The sequence below is a fragment of the Niveispirillum sp. genome (assembly GCF_052437035.1).
Lineage (GTDB): Bacteria > Pseudomonadota > Alphaproteobacteria > Azospirillales > Azospirillaceae > Niveispirillum.
The window spans coordinates 530,658-547,830 of the sequence record NZ_JBQVOH010000002.1 but is presented as its reverse complement, the minus strand read 5'-3'; the positions used below and the strand labels follow the sequence as shown (position 1 = coordinate 547,830).

Here is a 17,173-nt window from a genome sequence, read left to right as displayed (position 1 = left end):
GGGTGGGGTGGTGGTGGCGATGTGGCTCCCTCACCCTCCCAAACGCTGGCGCGTTCGGGCCCCTCCCTCTCCCATGTTTGTGGGCGAGGGGCGAAATGGCATCGAGAGCGGTCTTCGCTGCTAACCCCTCAATACCCATCCTCCTTCTTCGACCAGCGGGGTTGTGAAACATTGTGCACCGGCCTTTCTTCACGGTTACACAGGTCCATGGGCAGCTTGTCGCCCCAGGCCAGCCAGCGGGCCCGCATGGTCCAGCGGGCCGCCGACAGGCCGGGCGCGCCATCAACCCCGTCGGCCAGCGGCAGGCTGTTATGGAGAATCCAGAACAGCAGCCGCACCGCCGGACGCGCGCGCAGGCGGTAGGAGCCGCGCTTCAGACGCAGTGATGGGCCGTCATGGAGCGGGGCCGGCGGGGCCGATGCCTTCACCTTGCCGCGCGGACGGTTGCGCCAGCGCAGTTCCTTTGGGAAATCGGGCAATGGGTCGCCTGACTGTCCCATCGGATCAGCGTTGATAGGCGGCAGTGCCGGCACAGGGTCGGGTGCAAGGCCGGCAGCGGGGCTGGTTTCAGGTGTCAGGTTGGGAACCGGATCAGGAATGATGCCCGCCAGATCGGGATTGAAGGGTTCGGGGGCGGGATCGGGAAGCAATGGCGGCGCGGAGGCAGTGACGGCACCGGCGGACAAAATAGGACCCCGGCGGCGGGGCGTGGACGGGGGCGGGGCGGGTCGCGAGGGTTCGGGAACGGGCAATGGCACCTTCGTGCCCGGCGGTGCCGACAGATCGGCCCTGATCACAGCTTCCGGGTCCAGCGCCGTCATCCAGCCATCGGGGATGCGGGCATAGCCGGGCTTTGGCGGCTTCTCCGCCTGTTGCAGCAGCTCCGCCCCCAAACCCAACCGGTCGGCAGCCCAGAGGGTGGCGCGCATGTTGCCGTCGGCAATGGCGCGGTAGAGCGTATCGACGACCAGTTCGCGCATGGCCACGAAGCGGCTATCCGCCTCCCGCCGCATCAGGGCGCGTTCTTCGGCCACGCGGCGGCGCAGATTGTGCGATTGGGACAGCGCCCGCCAGATGGTGGTGCGCGACAGCTTGTAATGTTCGGCGATTTTGATGATGGGCACGCCAGCGGCCAGATGGAAGGCGATCTTGGCCCAGGTCACCTCATCGGCCTTTCGGGATTTATATCCTTCCAGCAGATGTCCGCAGGAGGCGAAGCTGACATCGTCCGTAAAGGGGCGGACATGCCGGTCGGACGAGCCACGCCACCAGGCTTCCGCCTGTTCCTGCGCCGTCAGGGTGGGATGATCAGTGTCATAGGGGTTATGGCTGAGCGAGGGCATGGGCGGCTCCGACTTGAAGGGGTGGGGACCATAATCCTAGCTGTTTATGGGAATATATTCCATAGTTGGAGTGGGTGTGGGTGCGTGGTTCCCTCACCCTCCCACGCCTACCGGCGCGGGCCCCTCCCTCTCCCGCAAGGCGGGCGAGGGGCGAAACTTCACCCCTTGCCCCTTCCCCCCACCCCGCCTATTTTGACACCGGTTTCCAACTTGTCATACAAGTTCAAGGGAGGATGAAGATGCGGTACTGGATGATCCCGGCCCTGGCGGCGCTGCTGCTGTCGGCCCCGGTGGCGATGGCGGAACGCATTTTCATTGCCGGTGACAGCACCGCCGCCAACTATGGCCCCGACCGCTATCCGCAGATGGGCTGGGGCATGGTGCTGGCCTGTAATCTGGACGGGTCGGTGGCGGTGGAGAACCGGGCCATGGGCGGGCGCAGCACCAAGAGCTTCATCGCCGAGGGGCGGTTCGACGCCATCGCCAGGGATATTGCCGCCGGCGATACGCTGCTGATCCAGTTCGGGCATAATGATGCCAATCAGGCGAAGGAGGAGCGGTATACGCCCCTGCCCGATTTCCGCGTCAATCTGCTGCGGTTCATCTCCATGGCGCGGGAAAAGGGCGCGCAGGCGGTCCTGCTGACGCCCGTCGCGCGGCGCAGTTTCAAGGAAGATGGCAGCATCAATGACAGTTTCCCCACCTATGCCGAGGTGACGCGGGCCGTGGCGCGGGAGACGGCAACGCCGCTGATCGACCTGGGCTATGACAGCCGCGTCTATGTCCATGGGCTGGGCGCCGAACCGGCAAAAGCCTATTTCCTGCATTACAGCAAGGAACAGGCCCAGGCCGCCGGCTATACCCGCTGGCCCGACGGCATTGCCGATGACACGCATTTCAGCGAGATCGGGGCGCGGGCCATGGCGTCGCTGGTGGCGGGGCGGTTGAAGGAACTGAACCTGCCAGTTTCCACACATGTGACGCCGCGCCCAGCGGCCAACCCACCCAGCCTGGGTGGTCCCACCTGTCCGTAACACTTACGCTAGCGGCACGAAATCATGACCGATGGTCAAGATTTCGTGCCCCTCAATCGCCGGCGGGCGCATCCGCGCCCTTGGCTACGCCGCATGGGCGGCGCGGCGGCAGTCGCCGCCGTACCATCGGTCATAAGTAATGACCGATGGTATTCGCCCGTGATCCTCTGATTACCTTCGTTGTTGCCCCCCGTCTGCGTTTCCCCTACATTCAAACAAACGTTTGAGAAGCGGCCGGCACGATCCGGCGCGTGCATCCGGGAGGGAATGATCATGGTGGGACGCCTGCAGGACAAGATCGTCCTGATCACGGGGGGCGCTTCGGGCATCGGGCTGGCTACGGCGCGGGCGGCCCTGCGCGAAGGGGCCAAGGTGGTGATCACCGACCGCAATGTGCAGGGCGGCGAGGCCGCGGTGGCCGACCTGGGCGACGGGGTGGAATTCCTGGCCCAGGACGTGACCAAGGAAGATCGCTGGGTCGAGGTGATCGGCCATGTGGTCCAGAAATATGGCCGGCTGGACGGTCTGGTGAACAATGCCGGCTGCGGGTCGCTGCATAATATCGAGGATGAGACGCTGGACGGCTGGCGCTTTGTCCATGCGGTGAATGTGGAGAGCACCTTCCTGGGCTGCAAATACGCCATCAAGGCCATGAAGCAGACGGGCGGCGGCTCCATCGTCAATGTCTCCTCCGTCGCGGGCCTGCTGGGTGCGGCGGATCTGGCGGCCTATTGCTCCGCCAAGGGGGCCGTGCGGTTGCTGACCAAGTCGACGGCGAAATGGTGCGCGCAGCAGAATTACAATATCCGCTGCAATTCCATCCACCCGTCGTTCCTGTACACGCCGATGGTACAGCAGATGATCGACGCAGCCCCCGATTCTGAAAAGATGCGTCGCCGGTTGGAGCGCACGGCGCCGCTGGGCCGCATGGGCAAGCCAGAGGATGCGGCCAATGTCGTGCTGTTCCTGCTGTCGGACGAAAGCCCGTTCATCACCGGGGCCGAATATGCCATCGATGGCGGAACGACGGCTTAACAGTTCGCGTTCCCTTACGCGCCGGCTTCCAGCGGTCGGGAAAGACCGCTGGTATCAGGTCCTTCAGAACCCCATAAGGAAGAATGTAAATGACCGTTCATCCCCTGTTCGACCTGTCCGGCAAGGTCGCCCTGATCACCGGGTCCTCTCGCGGGATCGGCAAGTCCATCGCCCAGGAATATGCCCGCGCCGGGGCCAAGGTCGTCATCTCGTCGCGCAAGATCGATGCCTGCAATCTGGTGCGGGACGAGATCATTGCGGCGGGTGGCGAGGCGATTTCGGTCGCCTGCAATATCGGCCGCAAGGAGGATTTGCAGGCCCTGGTCGATGCCACGCTGGCGCAGTGGGGCCGCATCGACATCCTGGTCGCCAATGCCGCCATCAACCCCGTCTATGGCCCGCTGGCCAGCGTCAGCGATGATGCCTGGGACAAGATCATGGGGTCGAACCTGCGCAGCACCTGGCAGCTGTGCAACATGGTGATCCCCGGCATGGCAGAGCGCAAGGACGGGTCGGTGATCATCCTGTCCTCCATCGCCGGCCTGCGCGGCAATCCGGTCATCGGCGCCTATGGCGTGTCCAAGGCGGCGGAGGCGGCGCTGGTGCGCAATCTGGCCGTCGAACATGGCCGCGCCAATATCCGCGTCAACGGCATCGCACCCGGCATCGTGGAAACGGATTTCGCCAAGGCCCTGACCGACAATCCCGACATCGCCAAGGCCGTGATGCGCCGTGCGCCCCTGGGCCGGTTCGGCAAGCCCGAAGAGATTGCGGGCGTGGCCCTGATGCTGGCCGCACCCGCCGGTGCCTTCGTTACGGGGCAGTTGCTGGTGGCCGATGGCGGTGCGACCATCGCCGATCCCACGATCCTGTAAGCGGGGACCGGATATGAGCGAGGGCAAGGGCGCCGCCATTCTGATCGATGTGCTGCCGCAGCACCGGTTCGATGAGGCCGCATTGCAAACCTATCTGTCGGCCCATCTGGACGGGTACCAGGGGCCGGCGACGGTGCAGCAGTTTCAGGGCGGGCAGTCCAACCCCACCTTCCTGATCAGCGATGCGGCGGGCGCGCGGTACGTGCTGCGCAAGAAGCCGCCGGGCAAGCTGCTGCCCAGCGCGCACATGGTGGAGCGGGAATTCCGCGCCATGCGGGCGCTTTCCGGCAGTGCAGCACCCGTGCCCAATGCCCGCCTGCTGTGCGAGGATGCGGGTATCATCGGCACGCCCTTTTACGTCATGGACCATATTGACGGGCGCGTCCTGTCGGATGTGGCGCTGGACGGGTTCAGCAATGGCGATCGGGCCGCCATCTATGACGGCATGAATGCCACGCTGGCGGCCTTGCACAGCGTCGACTGGCGGGCGGCGGGCCTGTCGGATTTCGGCAAGCCGGAACAGTACATTCAGCGGCAGGTCGAACGCTGGTCCAAGCAGTTCGTGGCGACCAAGGGCGACAGCGACATTCCCGCCATGGAACGGCTGATGGAATGGCTGCCGCGGGCCGTGCCGGCGGGGGAAGAGGTCACCATCGTGCATGGTGATTTCCGCCTGGGCAATCTGATGCTGGACCGGACGGAACCGCGCGTCGTCGCCATCCTGGACTGGGAACTGGCGACACTGGGCCACCCCCTGCCCGATCTGGCCTATAATTGCATGGCCTATCACCTGCCGGCGGGCATCAGGCAGTTTCCGGGGCTGAAGGGCATCGATCTGGCCGGGACGGGCATCCCGTCAGAGGCGGAGTATGTCGCCGCATACTGTCAGCGTACCGGACGAGCCGGCATTCCCGACTGGCCCTATTATCTGGCCTTCGCCTTCTTCCGCATCGCCGCTATCTGCCAGGGCGTCTATGCCCGCGCGCTCGCCGGCAATGCCGCCGACCGCAAGGCCTTGGCCTATGGCGAGGTGGCGCGGGCGGCGGCGGAGACGGGCTGGCGGTTCGTGTCGGACAAGACGTGACACTCCCGGAGCCGTGGTTCACGGAACTGCTGATTTCAATTGAAATCGTCATGATATTGCGTCCTCATGGTTGGGTTATTGCCGATCATGAGGACGATCTTGGCGCAATCAAAGGCCCTGCTGCTCAACCGCCGTGACGTGATGGCGGGGGCAGCTGCCACCGCCATGCTGCTGCCCACGCTGTCCCGAACGGCGATGGCGGCGGATACGCTGGTCGACGATGCCAGCCACATGAACCAGACGCCGGTCTTTTCCCACTGGGTCACCAAACCGTCGGACAAGGCCACCCTGATCGATCGGCTGCGCGGGGAGTTGAAGGAGGCGAACGCAGCGGGCCGGCCAGTGGCCGTGGCGGGTGCCCGCCACTCGATGGGCGGGCAGTCAATCCCCAAGGATGGCCACGCCATCCAGCTGAATATCCCTGATCTGGAAATCGACCGCGCAGGTAAACGCTATCACGTGGGCGCCGGCGCGCGGTGGGATCAGGTGGTAGCGGCCCTGGATCCGGCGGGCCTGTCGCCGCTGATCATGCAATCCAATGATGATTTCGCGGTGGGCAGCACCCTGTGTGTCAATGCCCATGGCTGGCCCATTCCGCATGGGCCGTTCGGCGACAGTGTCCGGTCTTTCCGGCTGATGCTGGCCGATGGGGAGATCGTCACCTGTTCGCAAGCGGAGAATACCGAGCTGTTCCAGGCCGCCATCGGCGGCTACGGTCTGCTGGGCATCGTTCTGGATCTGGAACTGGACGCGGCGGAAAACACCCTGCTGGAAGCCCAGGCGCAGTTGATGCCGTCCGAACAGTTCGGCACGGCCCTTCAGGCCGCCGCCCGCGCCGGCGGCAAGGTTGAAATGGCTTATGGCCGCCTGTCCCTATCGCGGGAGAATTTCCTGCGGGAGGCGCTGCTGGTCACCTATGGCCGAAAGCCGGGGGCCGAAACCCCGCCACCGGCAACTGCGGGCGGGTTCATCAGCAATGTTTCCCGCCATGTTTTCCGTGCCCAGATCGGATCCGATTTCTGGAAGCGGCAGCGCTGGACAATTGAACGCCGTTTCAAGCCTGGCACCGACACGCGCAACACCCTCCTGAACGAACCGGCTTCCAGCCTGGGACCGGCAGGCCAGGGGCGCACGGACATCCTGCATGAATATTTCGTGCCGCCGGCGCGGTTCGCCGACTTCATGGCCGCCTGCCGCCGGCATATTCCAGGTTCCGGTCAGGACCTTCTGAATGTCACGCTGCGCTATCTGGCCCCGGATCGGCGCAGCGTGATGGCCTATGCGCCCGAAGAACGCGTGGCCGCCGTCATGCTGTTTTCCCAGACGCGCGACGCACCAGGGGATGCCGCCATGGCCCGCATGACCCGCGCCCTGATCGACGAGGTCCTGGCCATCGGCGGCTGCTACTACCTGCCCTACCGGCTGCACGCCACGGCGGAGCAGATGCGCAGGGCCTATCCGGGGCTGGATCGGTTCCTGGCCCTGAAGCGGCAGCATGACCCCGGCCTGCTGTTCAGTAACCGCATGTGGGACCATTATCTCGCCGCCACCTGACGCAGGGATGCACACAGCATGGATGTGAACCGGATCGGCTGTATCGCCTATTTCGTGATCCTCGGCATTGTCACCAGCCTGAACTATATTCCCGGCCTGACCGATGCGGAGGGACGGACCTTCGGCATCTTCGCGCTGGATATCTATGACGACGCATTGCATGGCGCATCGGCCCTGTGGGCTGGCGTGTCGGCCCTGAATGCGCGGGCGGCGCGGTTCTACATGCGGACCTTCGGCGCGCTTTACCTCAGCGACGGGCTGATGGGCCTGATCTTCGGCGTCGGGTATCTGGATCTGGCCATCATCACGCTGGGGCCGCAGGACATGCCCCTGCTGTTCAAGTTCCTGGCCAACCTGCCGCATATCGCGCTGGGCGCCATCGCCCTGTTCCTGGGCCTGCGCCGGCAGGTGGCGTAATGCGCCGGCGCTGGAAATATGCCCTGGCCACTGCCGGCATCCTGGTAGGCGGGCTGGCGCTGGCCATCGGCGGGCCCATCCTTTACGTGGAAAAGGCCTGCCGGGCGGATACGGCGCCAGCACCCGCGACCCCGTCACGGCTGGCGGCCCTGGGCTATGGCACCGAGGTGCGACCGGCGCTGGACACCTACCTCTCCTACCCGGAATGGTACATCGTCCATGCCTATGAGGATTTCGCCCATACGCTGTCCGTCGGCGATGAAAGCGCCTTCGCCTATGGGCGCAGCGTCGCCACCTACTGGTCCACGCTGTGCCACCTGAACCGGTTCAGCAGCGCCAAGGGTGAGGCGACGTTCAACGTGAAGGCGATGCTCTACACGATCGGCCACAGCTTCGCGTTGGAAATGGGGGCGAAGGCCGCCTACGAGAATACGCTGGGCGCCCTGTCGGAATGGATACGAGGACCGGAAAAGACCGAACAGGACCGGCTTTCTGCGGAAATGGCGGCCGACTATGTCGGCTTCCTCTATCTGAAGCCCTGGTACATGTATGACTTCACGGCCTGGGCGGACAAGCTTTCGGCCCTGCCGACCGATGCTCCCCCCTCCCCCTTGCGCAGTTGGGAACGCAAGATCGGCATCGGCCTGGAACTGCGTGCCAAGGCGGCCTATGCCGGCATGATCGGGGCCGCCGCCGCCGCGGGGGGAGAAGTGCCGCGCACCACCCTGTCGATCATCCGCTTCACGACCGGTGACCTGCCGCCAGCAACGACGCTGGAGAAGGACCTGGGTGACGGCGAACTGCTGATCCGCACCGCGCGGTACCGACCCCTGACCGACATCATGCGCCAGATCGCGCTGGCCGGTGGCGATGCGGTGGAGATCGCGGGCAATGACAAGGGCCTGGCGACCCTGATCGTTCCCGCCGACTATCCCGACGCGAAGCTGCCTGGCACCGTCATCTTCACCATCCCCATCGCGGCCCGACCGACCATGAAGCGGATCGGCCTTGACATGGCACTCGGTGATCTGGGGCCGTTGTTCCGGCAGTTGCAGGCGGACGGCGCGGCGGTCGAGCATTTTTATGATTACTGACAGGCGGCAACAGGCGGTCTGGGCCGGCATCGCCGTGCTGCTCCCCGCCGCCTGGGTCGCCGTGCTGGGTCTGCTGACCCTGGCGCTGGAGCCGGGCCGGCAACTGGTACTGATCGGCGATCCACGGTCGAACATGGATATCGCCATCAGGGCCGGCGGATTGCTGGTCGATATCGGGGCGAACACGGTCACGGTCATGTCCAGCGACCCGGACTTCGTATCCGCCCTGTACCGCGCCGGTGCGCCGCTGGTGCTGCTGCGCCCGAACCCCGCCGGATGTCTGTCGCCGACGCTGCTGAAACGGTTCGGCAAGGATTGATGCCGTAAAATCGCGATAACCGATTTTCGGCCTTGTGCATGACCATCTGTAATGCTACACGCTGTAGCACTATGAACGATAGCACTACACAAGATCACAATCCGTCGGACCTGGGCGATCTTGAAAGAGAGATCATGGACCTTGTCTGGCGGCGGGGGCCCGTCAACGCCGATGCGGTGCGAGAGATGCTCAGCCGCCCGTTGAAGGAGTCCACGGTCCGCACCGTCCTGAAGCGTCTGGAGGAGAAAGGATATCTCACCCATGACGTAGAGGGCCGGACCTTCATCTATCGCGCCGCGGAAGGACGCGACCGCGTTGCCGCACGCGCCGTGAAACGCATCGTCGACTGGTTCTGCGGCGGATCGGCGGAAGATGTCGTGGTCGGCATGGTCGAAACCGACATGCTGTCGCCCGAACAGCTTCAGGCCCTGGCCGAGAAGATCGAAAAAGCGCGAAAGAAGGGGGCGTGATGCTGCCGCTGCTGCTGGAGGCCGCCTTACGGTCGGCTGTGCTGATGGGGTTGGCCTGGGGCGTCCTTCGGCTGCTGCGGGTCGCCAACCCGTTCACGCAGATGGCCGTCTGGGTCGGGGTCCTGGGCTTTTCACTGGTCATGCCGGTCCTGATGCGGCTGGCCCCGGCGGAGACGCTGGTGGTGCCGATGGATGGTATCCGGCTGTGGCTGCGGCCTGCCGTTGCGCTGATGGAGACAGCGCCGGCGGCGGCAGCGGAAGCCGGAACCATTGAGATCGACAGGCTTGCCTGGATGGACTGGCGGGCGGTGGGATTTACGCTCTACCTGGCGGTGACGGGTGCCATGATGCTGCGTCTGGCGGCAGGGACCCTGGTCAGCCTGCGGCTGCGCAACAGCGCGATGGTGCTGTCCGCCGCCTGGACGGGAGGGCGCGATGTGCGGATTTCCGACAAGATCACGGTGCCGCTGACCATCGCAGGGACCATCCTGCTGCCGCCCGATCACGGTCGCTGGACGGATGCCAAACGCCGGGCCGTCCTGGCGCACGAAACCTCGCATGTTGAACGGGGTGATTATTACACGCTGCTTCTCGCCACTGCGCACCGGGCCATCTTCTGGTTCAGCCCGGCTGCCTGGTGGCTCAATAATCATCTCGCTGAGCTTGCCGAGGCCAACAGCGATACCGACGCTCTTGAACAGATGGAGGATCGCTTGAATTACGCAGAAATCCTGGTGGAGATGGCCGCCAAGGCAAGCCGCCTGCCCGCCGGTCTGGCCATGGCCCGGCCCGCCACCGTTGCCGCCCGCGTCGACCGTATCCTGCAAGGCGGCACCCTGCCGCTGCGCATGAATGCCCGGCGCTGGGCCCTGATCCTGGCGCTGCTGGCCCCCGCCGCCGTCGCCACCGCCGGCACCACCGGCATGGACAAGGTCGATCCCATGGTGGCCGAGCGTATGGCCGAGCAGCAGAAGCCGCGCAAAGCCATCGCCATGGACCCGGCGGCGTACGACAAGTTCTTGGGCTATTACGAAATGCCCTTCGCCAAGGCCCGGCCCGTGAAGGTCTATCGCGATGGCGACCGCTTCATGGCCAATGTCATCGGCCAGAACCCGATGGAGTTCCTACCCGAAAGCCCGACCAAGTTCTTCTCCAAGGATATGCCCATGCAGGGCAGTTTCCAGGTCGATGCAGCGGGCAAGGTGACGGGTGTGGTGCTGCACCAGAACGGCCATGAACTGCCGGCCCCGCGCATCGACGATGCCACCGGCAAATCCCTGGAAACGGCGCTGGCCGACCGGGTCAAAGGGAACAAGCCCCTGCCCGGCAGCGAGGCCGCCCTGCGCGCCCATATCGCCCAGATCAAGGCGGGCAAGATCGACCGTGACAGCATCCTTGCCGACCGCGCCGATGGCGTGATCGCCGTGCTGCCCAAGATCCAGAAGGAGATGCTGCCGCTGGGCGATCTGAAACAACTGGAGTTCCGGCGCGTGGATGCGGGCGGCATGGACGTCTATCGCGCCACCTATGAAAAGGGTGTCCGCGACTGGTGGGTCCTGGTCACGCCTGACGGAAAGCTTGACAGCATGTGGTTCGGCCCAGCCGCTTGACCCTCGATCCCCATCGACGTGAAACGGCTGTTCCTTGGGCGCCCCCGCAACGGGGCGCCCCTTTTCCGTTGCGGTTCAATGGCCTTGCCCTTTGGGGCGTGATCCTGGCACCCTGGCGGCAAAGCCCAGGGGGAAACAATGACCGCAGCCAAGCGTATCGGTATCCTGACCAGCGGCGGCGACTGCGCCGGCCTGAACGCGGTCATCCGCGCCGCCGTCCATCGCGCCGCCCATTATGGATGGGAAGTGGTGGGGATCGAGGATGGGACCCAGGGGCTGCTGTCCCGGCCCGTCCGCTATGTGAACCTGGATGTGAACCGCGTGGATGGCGCCATGATGCGCCAGGGCGGCACCATCCTGGGCACCACCAACAAGGGCGATCCCTTTGCCTATCCCATGGCCGACGGGTCGAAGAAGGATCGCAGCCACGAGATTATCGGCGGCTTGCGCGAGCTGGGTGTGGACAGCCTGATCGGCATCGGCGGCGACGGGTCCATGGCGATCCTGCGCAAGCTGGCGCATATCGGCGGCATCAAGCTGATCGGCATCCCCAAGACCATCGACAATGACCTGGGCATCACCGAAATGTCGGTCGGGTTCGACACGGCGGTGGCCGTCGCGACCGAGGCCCTGGACCGGTTGCAGCCGACCGCCGCCAGTCATGCCCGCGTCATGGTGCTGGAGGTCATGGGCCGCGATGCCGGGCATATCGCCTTGTCGGCGGGCATTGCCGGCGGGGCGGATGTCATCCTGCTGCCGGAGCTGGCCTGGTCGGTGGCCGGCGTGGCCGACAAGATCAGGCGCGTGCAGGCGGGGGGCCGCAACTTCGCCCTGGTGGTCGTGTCGGAAGCCGTCCGGACAATGGAAGGCGTGAAGGCCCAGCAGGAATTCACCGACGGGCAGAAACGCTATGGCGGCATCGGCAATTATATCGGCCATCTGATCGCCGAAGCCACGGGGGCGGAAACCCGCGTCACCGTGCTGGGCCATGTGCAGCGCGGCTGCCCGCCGGGCCACAACGACCGGGTGCTGGCATCGGCCTTTGGCGTCGCCGCCGTCGATCTTCTGGCCGAGGGCAAGAGCGACCGTCTGATCGCCTGGTCCAACCGCCGCGTCATCGACATCCCCATCGAGGATGCCATCGCCACCTATGCGGCGGTGGATATCAATGGAACGCTGGTGAAGACGGCGCGCGGATTGGGGATTTATGTGGGGGATGCGTGAACAGCCCCAGCCACGACCTCTGGTCCTTCTGCCTCTCTCTCTACGCCGCACCCGGTGTTGCAGAGGCCTGTCTGACGGCGCAGGACAGGCACGGGGCCGATGTCAATCTGCTGCTCTGGGCCGTGTGGCTGGCCGTGCAGGGGCATGATCTGACGGCGGCGGAGGTGGCAGACGCCGAGGCCGCCACGAGGCCCTGGCGGGAAGAGGTTGTCTGGCCATTGCGGGCCGTGCGGCGGCGGTTGAAAACCGGTCCCCTGCCCGCCCCCGATGCGAACACGGAGTCGCTGCGCACACAGGTGAAGGCAGCGGAACTGGCGGCGGAGAAGGTGCAGCAATCGCTGCTGCAAACCCTGCCCGCGCACCGACGCACAGGCGGACCTGTTGCCGATCTGCTGCGCGCCAACCTGTCGCTGTTGCCGGGCGGCGACGTTCTGGCCGCTGTAACAATCCCGTTACATGCCGACCTTCGCGATGGGTCGGGCGCGGTGTTAGGGTCGCCCGCATAAACAGACCGCCCCAGAAGGCGGCAGCTCAACACATATCGTCGATCAGACGGGGGACCCCACATGGCAAGCAAAGGCTTGTTCCTGACCGTATCGCTGTTGGCCGTGGCGGCCATCGGTGCCGGCAGCTATTACACGCTGAAAAGCAATCAGCAGGCGAAGGAGGCGGCGGAAGCCGCCCGCATGAAGCTGGTCCTCGATCAAGAGGTCAGCCCCTGCGATGATTTCTTCCTCCATGCCTGCGGGCCGTGGATCAAGGCCAACCCGATCCCGGCCGACCGGTCGCGCTGGGGCACCTTTGATGAGTTGCAGCAGCGCAACCAGAACGTGCTGCACGACATCCTGGAAAAGGCCGCCAAGGGCAATGAGGCGGGCACCGCCAAGATCGGCGCCTTCTATGCCGCGTGCATGGACGAGGCCGCCGCCGATGCCGCCGGTGTGGCCCCGGTCAAGCCGCTCTTGGACCAGATCGCCGCCGTGAAGGACAAGGCCGCCCTGGGCGCCCTGATCGCCACGCTGCACAATGCCGGCGTCAACTCCCTGTTCGGCTTCGGCGCGCAGCAGAGCTTTGCCAAGGCCGAAGATACGATCGCCGCCTTCGACCAGGGCGGCCTGGGCCTGCCCGACCGCGACTATTACTTCAAGGATGACGAGCGCTCCACCAAGCTGCGCGACGCCTATGTGAAGCATGTGTCGGCCATTTTCGTGCTGGCCGGTGACGCCGCCGATGTAGCGGACAAGAAGGCCGCCGCCGTCATGGCGTTTGAGACCAAGCTGGCCACCGGCACCATGGGCAAGGTGGACCGCCGCGACACCGCCAAGCTGAACAATCCCACCAGCTTCGACGCCTTCACCGGCAGCGCCAAGGGCGTGGATTTCGCGGCCTATGTCCGTGAGGTCGGCGCGCCCGCCTTCACCGACATGAATGTCAACGATCCGGGCTTCTTCGCGGGTCTGGACAAGGCCCTGGCCGAGACCAGCCTGGACGATATCAAGACCTACCTCGCCTGGCAGTCCCTGCGCGCCACGGCACCCTGGCTGTCCAAGGGCTTTGTGGACGAGAATTTCGGCTTCTATGGCAAGACCCTGTCGGGTGCCGCCGAGAACCGCCCACGCTGGAAGCGCTGCACCACGGCGGCAGACAATGCCCTGGGCGAAGATTTGGGCAAGCATTTCGTCGAAGCCGCCTTCGGGCCTGAGCATAAGGCCCGCATGCTGGTCATGCTGGATGATCTGCGCGCGGCCTATGCCGAGGATATCAAGCAGCTGGACTGGATGAGCGAGGAGACCAAGGCCAAGGCCCTGGAGAAACTGTCCGCCATGGCGCAGAAGATCGGCTATCCGGAAAAGTGGCGCGACTATGCGGCGCTGGAGGTCAAGAAGGACGAGCTGATCGGCAACCAGTTCCGGTCGGCAAAGTTCGAAAACGCCTATCAGATGGCCAAGATCGGCAAGAAGGTGGACAAGAACGAATGGTTCATGACCCCGCCGACCGTGAACGCCTATTACGATCCCAGCCAGAACAACATCAACTTCCCCGCCGGTATCCTCCAGCCGCCCTTCTTTGACTTCAAGGCGGATGACGGCCTGAATTATGGCGCCATCGGTGCAGTGATCGGCCATGAGATGACGCACGGGTTCGATGATGAGGGCCGCGCCTTTGACGCGGTCGGCAATCTGAAGGATTGGTGGACAGAAGAGGACGGCCACAAGTTCGAGGCCAAGGCCCAGTGCCTAGTGGACCAGTATGGTTCCTATCAGGTGGCGGGTGACACCAACCAGAATGGCAAGCTGACGCTGGGCGAGAATACCGCCGACAATGGCGGGTTGCGTCTGGCGCTGATGGCGCTGAAGAACCGCAAGGGCGGGGAAGCAGCACTGGCCGCAAAGGACGCCAATGGCGTGACGGCGGAACAGAAGCTGTTCTATGGCTGGGCCAGCGTCTGGTGCTCCTCCTCCAAGCCGGAGAATGAGCGGCTGCGCGCCCAGACCGACCCGCATTCGGCCCCGCGCCACCGCGTGAACGGCACCGTCGCCAACATGCCGGAATTCGCCAAGGCCTTTAACTGTAAGCCGACGGACAAGATGGCCCGGGGGGATAAGGCCTGTAAGGTCTGGTGATGGATTGAGGGGCGGGGTTGCCCTCACCCTCCCAAACGCTGACACGTTCGGGAACCGTCACAACCCTCACCCTCCCAAACGCTGACGCGTTCGGGCCCCTCCCTCTCCCACGTTCGTGGGCGAGGGGCAAAATTTAGGCCCTCGCCCGCTTGCGGGAGAGGGAGGGGCCCGTTGGCGCCAGCCAACGGGAGGGTGAGGGAACGACGACCCCCCATTACAAGAACGAAAGGGGTGGCCCATGTGGCCACCCCTTTTTTCATGGCGCAACCATTGCGCAACACGCATTTACGCAGGCGTTACAAAGCGATGCCGGAACCCGACCGGCGCCCGTGATAATTTCACATGCATAAGCAACAGGCCCCAAAAGGGCCGCATCCTGCACATAGATCAAAAACAAGGGTTGAGATGATGAAACGGATCGGGATGGGCGCCAGCAGCCTGCTGGCGTTGGGATTGTCGTTCATGCTGTCGGGCACCGCCATGGCCGAAGCGCCCACGCAGGTGGCCCAGGCGGCCCCCGCCGCGGCCAAGGCCGGCAAGCCGCCGGCACCGGGCCTGCCGGTGCTGGATGACGCGGTGTCGCCTTGCGACAATTTCTTCCTGCATGCCTGTGGCGTGTGGAAGCGTGAGAACCCGATCCCGGACGATCAGGCGCGCTGGGGCAATTTCAACGCGCTGGCCGACAAGAACCTGACCCTGCTGCGCGATATCCTGGATCAGGCCGTCGCCAAGCCCGATCCGAAGACCGCCCGCATTGCTGATTTCTATGCGTCCTGCATGGATGAGGCGGGGGTGGATGCCAAGGGGCTGGCCCCGCTGTCGCCCCTGCTGGACCGGATCAATGGCCTGACGGACAAGAAGGACCTGGGCGCTGTCGTCGGCTATCTGCATGACCAGGGCGTGAATACCCTGTTCGGCTTTGGCCGCATGCAGAAATTCAGCGACGCGGTGCAGACCATCGCGGCGGCGGGCCAGGGTGGCCTGGGCCTGCCCGACCGCGATTTCTATTTCAAGGATGACGCCAAGTCCAAGGAACAGCGCGCCGCCTATGTCGCGCATGTCGCGAAGATGTTCGAACTGTCGGGCACGCCGGCGGACGCCGCCAAGGCCAAGGCCGATGCCGTGATGGCGTTCGAAACGGCGCTGGCCGAGGCGTCGATGACCCGCCTGGAACGCCGCGACCCGCAGAAGCAGAACAACCCGACCGTCCTGGCCGATTTCGCCAAGAGCGTTCCGGCCATCGACTGGACCGCGTACATATCCGCCATCGGCGCGCCGGCCTTTACCGAGATGAATGTCGGCCAGCCGAAATTCTTCGAGGCGATGAATGCCAAGCTGACCCAGGCCAGCCTGGATGACATCAAGACCTACCTGACCTGGCATGTGCTGCGCGCCAATGCGCAATGGCTGCCCAAGGCGTTCAGCGAGGAAGCGTTCAATTTCTATGGCCGCACCCTGAACGGCACCAAGGAACAGCGCCCGCGCTGGAAGCGCTGCGTGGCCGCCACGGATAATGCCCTGGGCGAGGATCTGGGCAAGTATTTCGTGGAGAAGGCGTTCGGGCCGGAACACAAGAAGCGCATGCTGACCATGGTCGGCGATGTGCAGGCCGCCCTGAAGGACCGGATCAGCAATCTGGAATGGATGGGGGCCGAAACCAAGGCCAAGGCGCATGAAAAACTGGCCAACATGCCCAACAAGATCGGCTATCCCGACAATTGGCGCGATTATTCGGCGCTGACCATCGTGAAGGGCGACCTTCTGGGCAATGTCACCCGTGCCGACAGCTTTGAACAGCGCCAGCAGCTGTCGCGCATCGGCAAGCCGCGCGACAGTTCGGAATGGGGTATGACCCCGCCGACGGTGAATGCCTATTACTCGCCGCAGCAGAACAATATCAACTTCCCCGCCGGCATTTTGCAGCCGCCCTTCTTCGATTTCACGGCAGACGACGCCTATAATTACGGCGCCATCGGTGGGGTGATCGGGCATGAGATCATCCATGGCTTTGACGACCAGGGCCGCAAATTTGCCGGCGATGGCAATCTGGCCGATTGGTGGACCGAGGATGATGCCAAGCGCTTTACCGAGCGCGCGCAGTGCCTGATCGATCAATATTCCGGGTTCCAGGCCGTGGAGGGCGTGAACCTGAACGGCAAGCAGACGCTGGGCGAGAACACCGCCGACAATGGCGGCCTGCCGGTGGCGCTGGACGCGCTGAAGCGCCGGCTGGGCGAAAAGGGCATGAAGAAGAAGATCGGGGGCCTGACCGCCGAACAGCGCTTCTTCTATGGCTGGGCCAATGTCTGGTGTGCGCAAGAACGGCCGGAGTTCCGCCGGTTGCAGGCCCAGACGGGCGTGCATTCCCTGCCCGAATACCGCGTGAACGGCACCTTGTCGAACATGCCGGAATTCGCCAAGGCCTTTAACTGCCAGCCCACGGACAAGATGGTCCGCGGGGACAAGGCCTGCAAGGTCTGGTAATTCGCT

Annotated in this window: 15 protein-coding genes; 14 read left to right on the top strand and 1 reads right to left on the bottom strand. The window is 64.6% G+C overall.

All coding sequences use genetic code 11. The features are described from left to right. Positions 1 to 128 precede the first annotated feature (128 nt). Positions 129 to 1,343, bottom strand: a complete 1,215-nt coding sequence (locus ACT6Q8_RS07625) for a hypothetical protein (RefSeq protein ID WP_444734791.1) — start codon at positions 1,341 to 1,343, stop codon at positions 129 to 131. 239 nt (positions 1,344 to 1,582) lie between these two features. On the opposite strand from ACT6Q8_RS07625, the gene ACT6Q8_RS07620 reads away from it, so the two are divergent. The 14 genes from ACT6Q8_RS07620 to ACT6Q8_RS07555 all read left to right on the top strand — a co-directional run bounded on the left by ACT6Q8_RS07620 (position 1,583) and on the right by ACT6Q8_RS07555 (position 17,167). Continuing rightward, positions 1,583 to 2,377: a rhamnogalacturonan acetylesterase gene (locus ACT6Q8_RS07620; protein ID WP_444734790.1), complete on the top strand. Its 795-nt coding sequence runs from the start codon at positions 1,583 to 1,585 to the stop codon at positions 2,375 to 2,377. A 273-nt stretch (positions 2,378 to 2,650) separates the two neighbouring features. Further along, positions 2,651 to 3,412, top strand: a complete 762-nt coding sequence (locus tag ACT6Q8_RS07615; RefSeq protein WP_444734789.1) for a glucose 1-dehydrogenase — start codon at positions 2,651 to 2,653, stop codon at positions 3,410 to 3,412. An 89-nt stretch (positions 3,413 to 3,501) separates the two neighbouring features. Continuing rightward, positions 3,502 to 4,287, top strand: a complete 786-nt coding sequence (locus tag ACT6Q8_RS07610; protein ID WP_444734788.1) for an SDR family NAD(P)-dependent oxidoreductase — start codon at positions 3,502 to 3,504, stop codon at positions 4,285 to 4,287. 13 nt (positions 4,288 to 4,300) lie between these two features. Beyond that, entirely contained in the window at positions 4,301 to 5,371 is a 1,071-nt protein-coding gene (locus tag ACT6Q8_RS07605; RefSeq protein ID WP_444734787.1) for a phosphotransferase, read from the top strand. Between the two features lie 87 nt (positions 5,372 to 5,458). Beyond that, complete coding sequence (locus ACT6Q8_RS07600) at positions 5,459 to 6,925, top strand: FAD-binding protein (protein WP_444734786.1); 1,467 nt, start codon at positions 5,459 to 5,461, stop codon at positions 6,923 to 6,925. Between the two features lie 18 nt (positions 6,926 to 6,943). After that, positions 6,944 to 7,342, top strand: coding sequence for a hypothetical protein (locus ACT6Q8_RS07595; protein ID WP_444734785.1), 399 nt, complete (start codon positions 6,944 to 6,946; stop codon positions 7,340 to 7,342). Further along, positions 7,342 to 8,436, top strand: a complete 1,095-nt coding sequence (locus tag ACT6Q8_RS07590) for a hypothetical protein (protein WP_444734784.1) — start codon at positions 7,342 to 7,344, stop codon at positions 8,434 to 8,436. Before ACT6Q8_RS07595 ends, ACT6Q8_RS07590 begins: the two co-directional genes overlap by 1 nt. Beyond that, on the top strand, positions 8,426 to 8,755 hold the full coding sequence (locus tag ACT6Q8_RS07585; RefSeq protein ID WP_444734783.1) for a hypothetical protein: 330 nt from the start codon (positions 8,426 to 8,428) through the stop codon (positions 8,753 to 8,755). Before ACT6Q8_RS07590 ends, ACT6Q8_RS07585 begins: the two co-directional genes overlap by 11 nt. A gap of 38 nt (positions 8,756 to 8,793) precedes the next feature. Beyond that, entirely contained in the window at positions 8,794 to 9,225 is a 432-nt protein-coding gene (locus ACT6Q8_RS07580; RefSeq protein ID WP_444734782.1) for a BlaI/MecI/CopY family transcriptional regulator, read from the top strand. Beyond that, positions 9,225 to 10,835: a M56 family metallopeptidase gene (locus ACT6Q8_RS07575; RefSeq protein ID WP_444734781.1), complete on the top strand. Its 1,611-nt coding sequence runs from the start codon at positions 9,225 to 9,227 to the stop codon at positions 10,833 to 10,835. Before ACT6Q8_RS07580 ends, ACT6Q8_RS07575 begins: the two co-directional genes overlap by 1 nt. A 138-nt stretch (positions 10,836 to 10,973) precedes the next feature. Next, positions 10,974 to 12,059 carry an ATP-dependent 6-phosphofructokinase gene (locus tag ACT6Q8_RS07570; protein ID WP_444734780.1) on the top strand — a complete coding sequence of 362 codons (1,086 nt, stop codon included), beginning with the start codon at positions 10,974 to 10,976 and terminating at the stop codon, positions 12,057 to 12,059. Continuing rightward, positions 12,056 to 12,565 (top strand): TIGR02444 family protein, encoded by a 510-nt coding sequence (locus tag ACT6Q8_RS07565; RefSeq protein ID WP_444734779.1) that lies wholly within the window; start codon positions 12,056 to 12,058, stop codon positions 12,563 to 12,565. Before ACT6Q8_RS07570 ends, ACT6Q8_RS07565 begins: the two co-directional genes overlap by 4 nt. A 60-nt stretch (positions 12,566 to 12,625) precedes the next feature. After that, complete coding sequence (locus ACT6Q8_RS07560) at positions 12,626 to 14,683, top strand: M13 family metallopeptidase (protein WP_444734778.1); 2,058 nt, start codon at positions 12,626 to 12,628, stop codon at positions 14,681 to 14,683. A 405-nt stretch (positions 14,684 to 15,088) separates the two neighbouring features. Continuing rightward, positions 15,089 to 17,167: a M13 family metallopeptidase gene (locus tag ACT6Q8_RS07555; RefSeq protein ID WP_444734777.1), complete on the top strand. Its 2,079-nt coding sequence runs from the start codon at positions 15,089 to 15,091 to the stop codon at positions 17,165 to 17,167. The last annotated feature ends 6 nt before the right edge of the window (positions 17,168 to 17,173 follow it).

Coding starts and splice junctions, on each gene's coding strand:
- ACT6Q8_RS07625 (WP_444734791.1), bottom strand. CDS start 1,343: ATGCCCTCGCTCAGCCATAACCCCTATGACACTGATCATCCCACCCTG.
- ACT6Q8_RS07620 (WP_444734790.1), top strand. CDS start 1,583: ATGCGGTACTGGATGATCCCGGCCCTGGCGGCGCTGCTGCTGTCGGCC.
- ACT6Q8_RS07615 (WP_444734789.1), top strand. CDS start 2,651: ATGGTGGGACGCCTGCAGGACAAGATCGTCCTGATCACGGGGGGCGCT.
- ACT6Q8_RS07610 (WP_444734788.1), top strand. CDS start 3,502: ATGACCGTTCATCCCCTGTTCGACCTGTCCGGCAAGGTCGCCCTGATC.
- ACT6Q8_RS07605 (WP_444734787.1), top strand. CDS start 4,301: ATGAGCGAGGGCAAGGGCGCCGCCATTCTGATCGATGTGCTGCCGCAG.
- ACT6Q8_RS07600 (WP_444734786.1), top strand. CDS start 5,459: ATGAGGACGATCTTGGCGCAATCAAAGGCCCTGCTGCTCAACCGCCGT.
- ACT6Q8_RS07595 (WP_444734785.1), top strand. CDS start 6,944: ATGGATGTGAACCGGATCGGCTGTATCGCCTATTTCGTGATCCTCGGC.
- ACT6Q8_RS07590 (WP_444734784.1), top strand. CDS start 7,342: ATGCGCCGGCGCTGGAAATATGCCCTGGCCACTGCCGGCATCCTGGTA.
- ACT6Q8_RS07585 (WP_444734783.1), top strand. CDS start 8,426: ATGATTACTGACAGGCGGCAACAGGCGGTCTGGGCCGGCATCGCCGTG.
- ACT6Q8_RS07580 (WP_444734782.1), top strand. CDS start 8,794: ATGACCATCTGTAATGCTACACGCTGTAGCACTATGAACGATAGCACT.
- ACT6Q8_RS07575 (WP_444734781.1), top strand. CDS start 9,225: ATGCTGCCGCTGCTGCTGGAGGCCGCCTTACGGTCGGCTGTGCTGATG.
- ACT6Q8_RS07570 (WP_444734780.1), top strand. CDS start 10,974: ATGACCGCAGCCAAGCGTATCGGTATCCTGACCAGCGGCGGCGACTGC.
- ACT6Q8_RS07560 (WP_444734778.1), top strand. CDS start 12,626: ATGGCAAGCAAAGGCTTGTTCCTGACCGTATCGCTGTTGGCCGTGGCG.
- ACT6Q8_RS07555 (WP_444734777.1), top strand. CDS start 15,089: ATGATGAAACGGATCGGGATGGGCGCCAGCAGCCTGCTGGCGTTGGGA.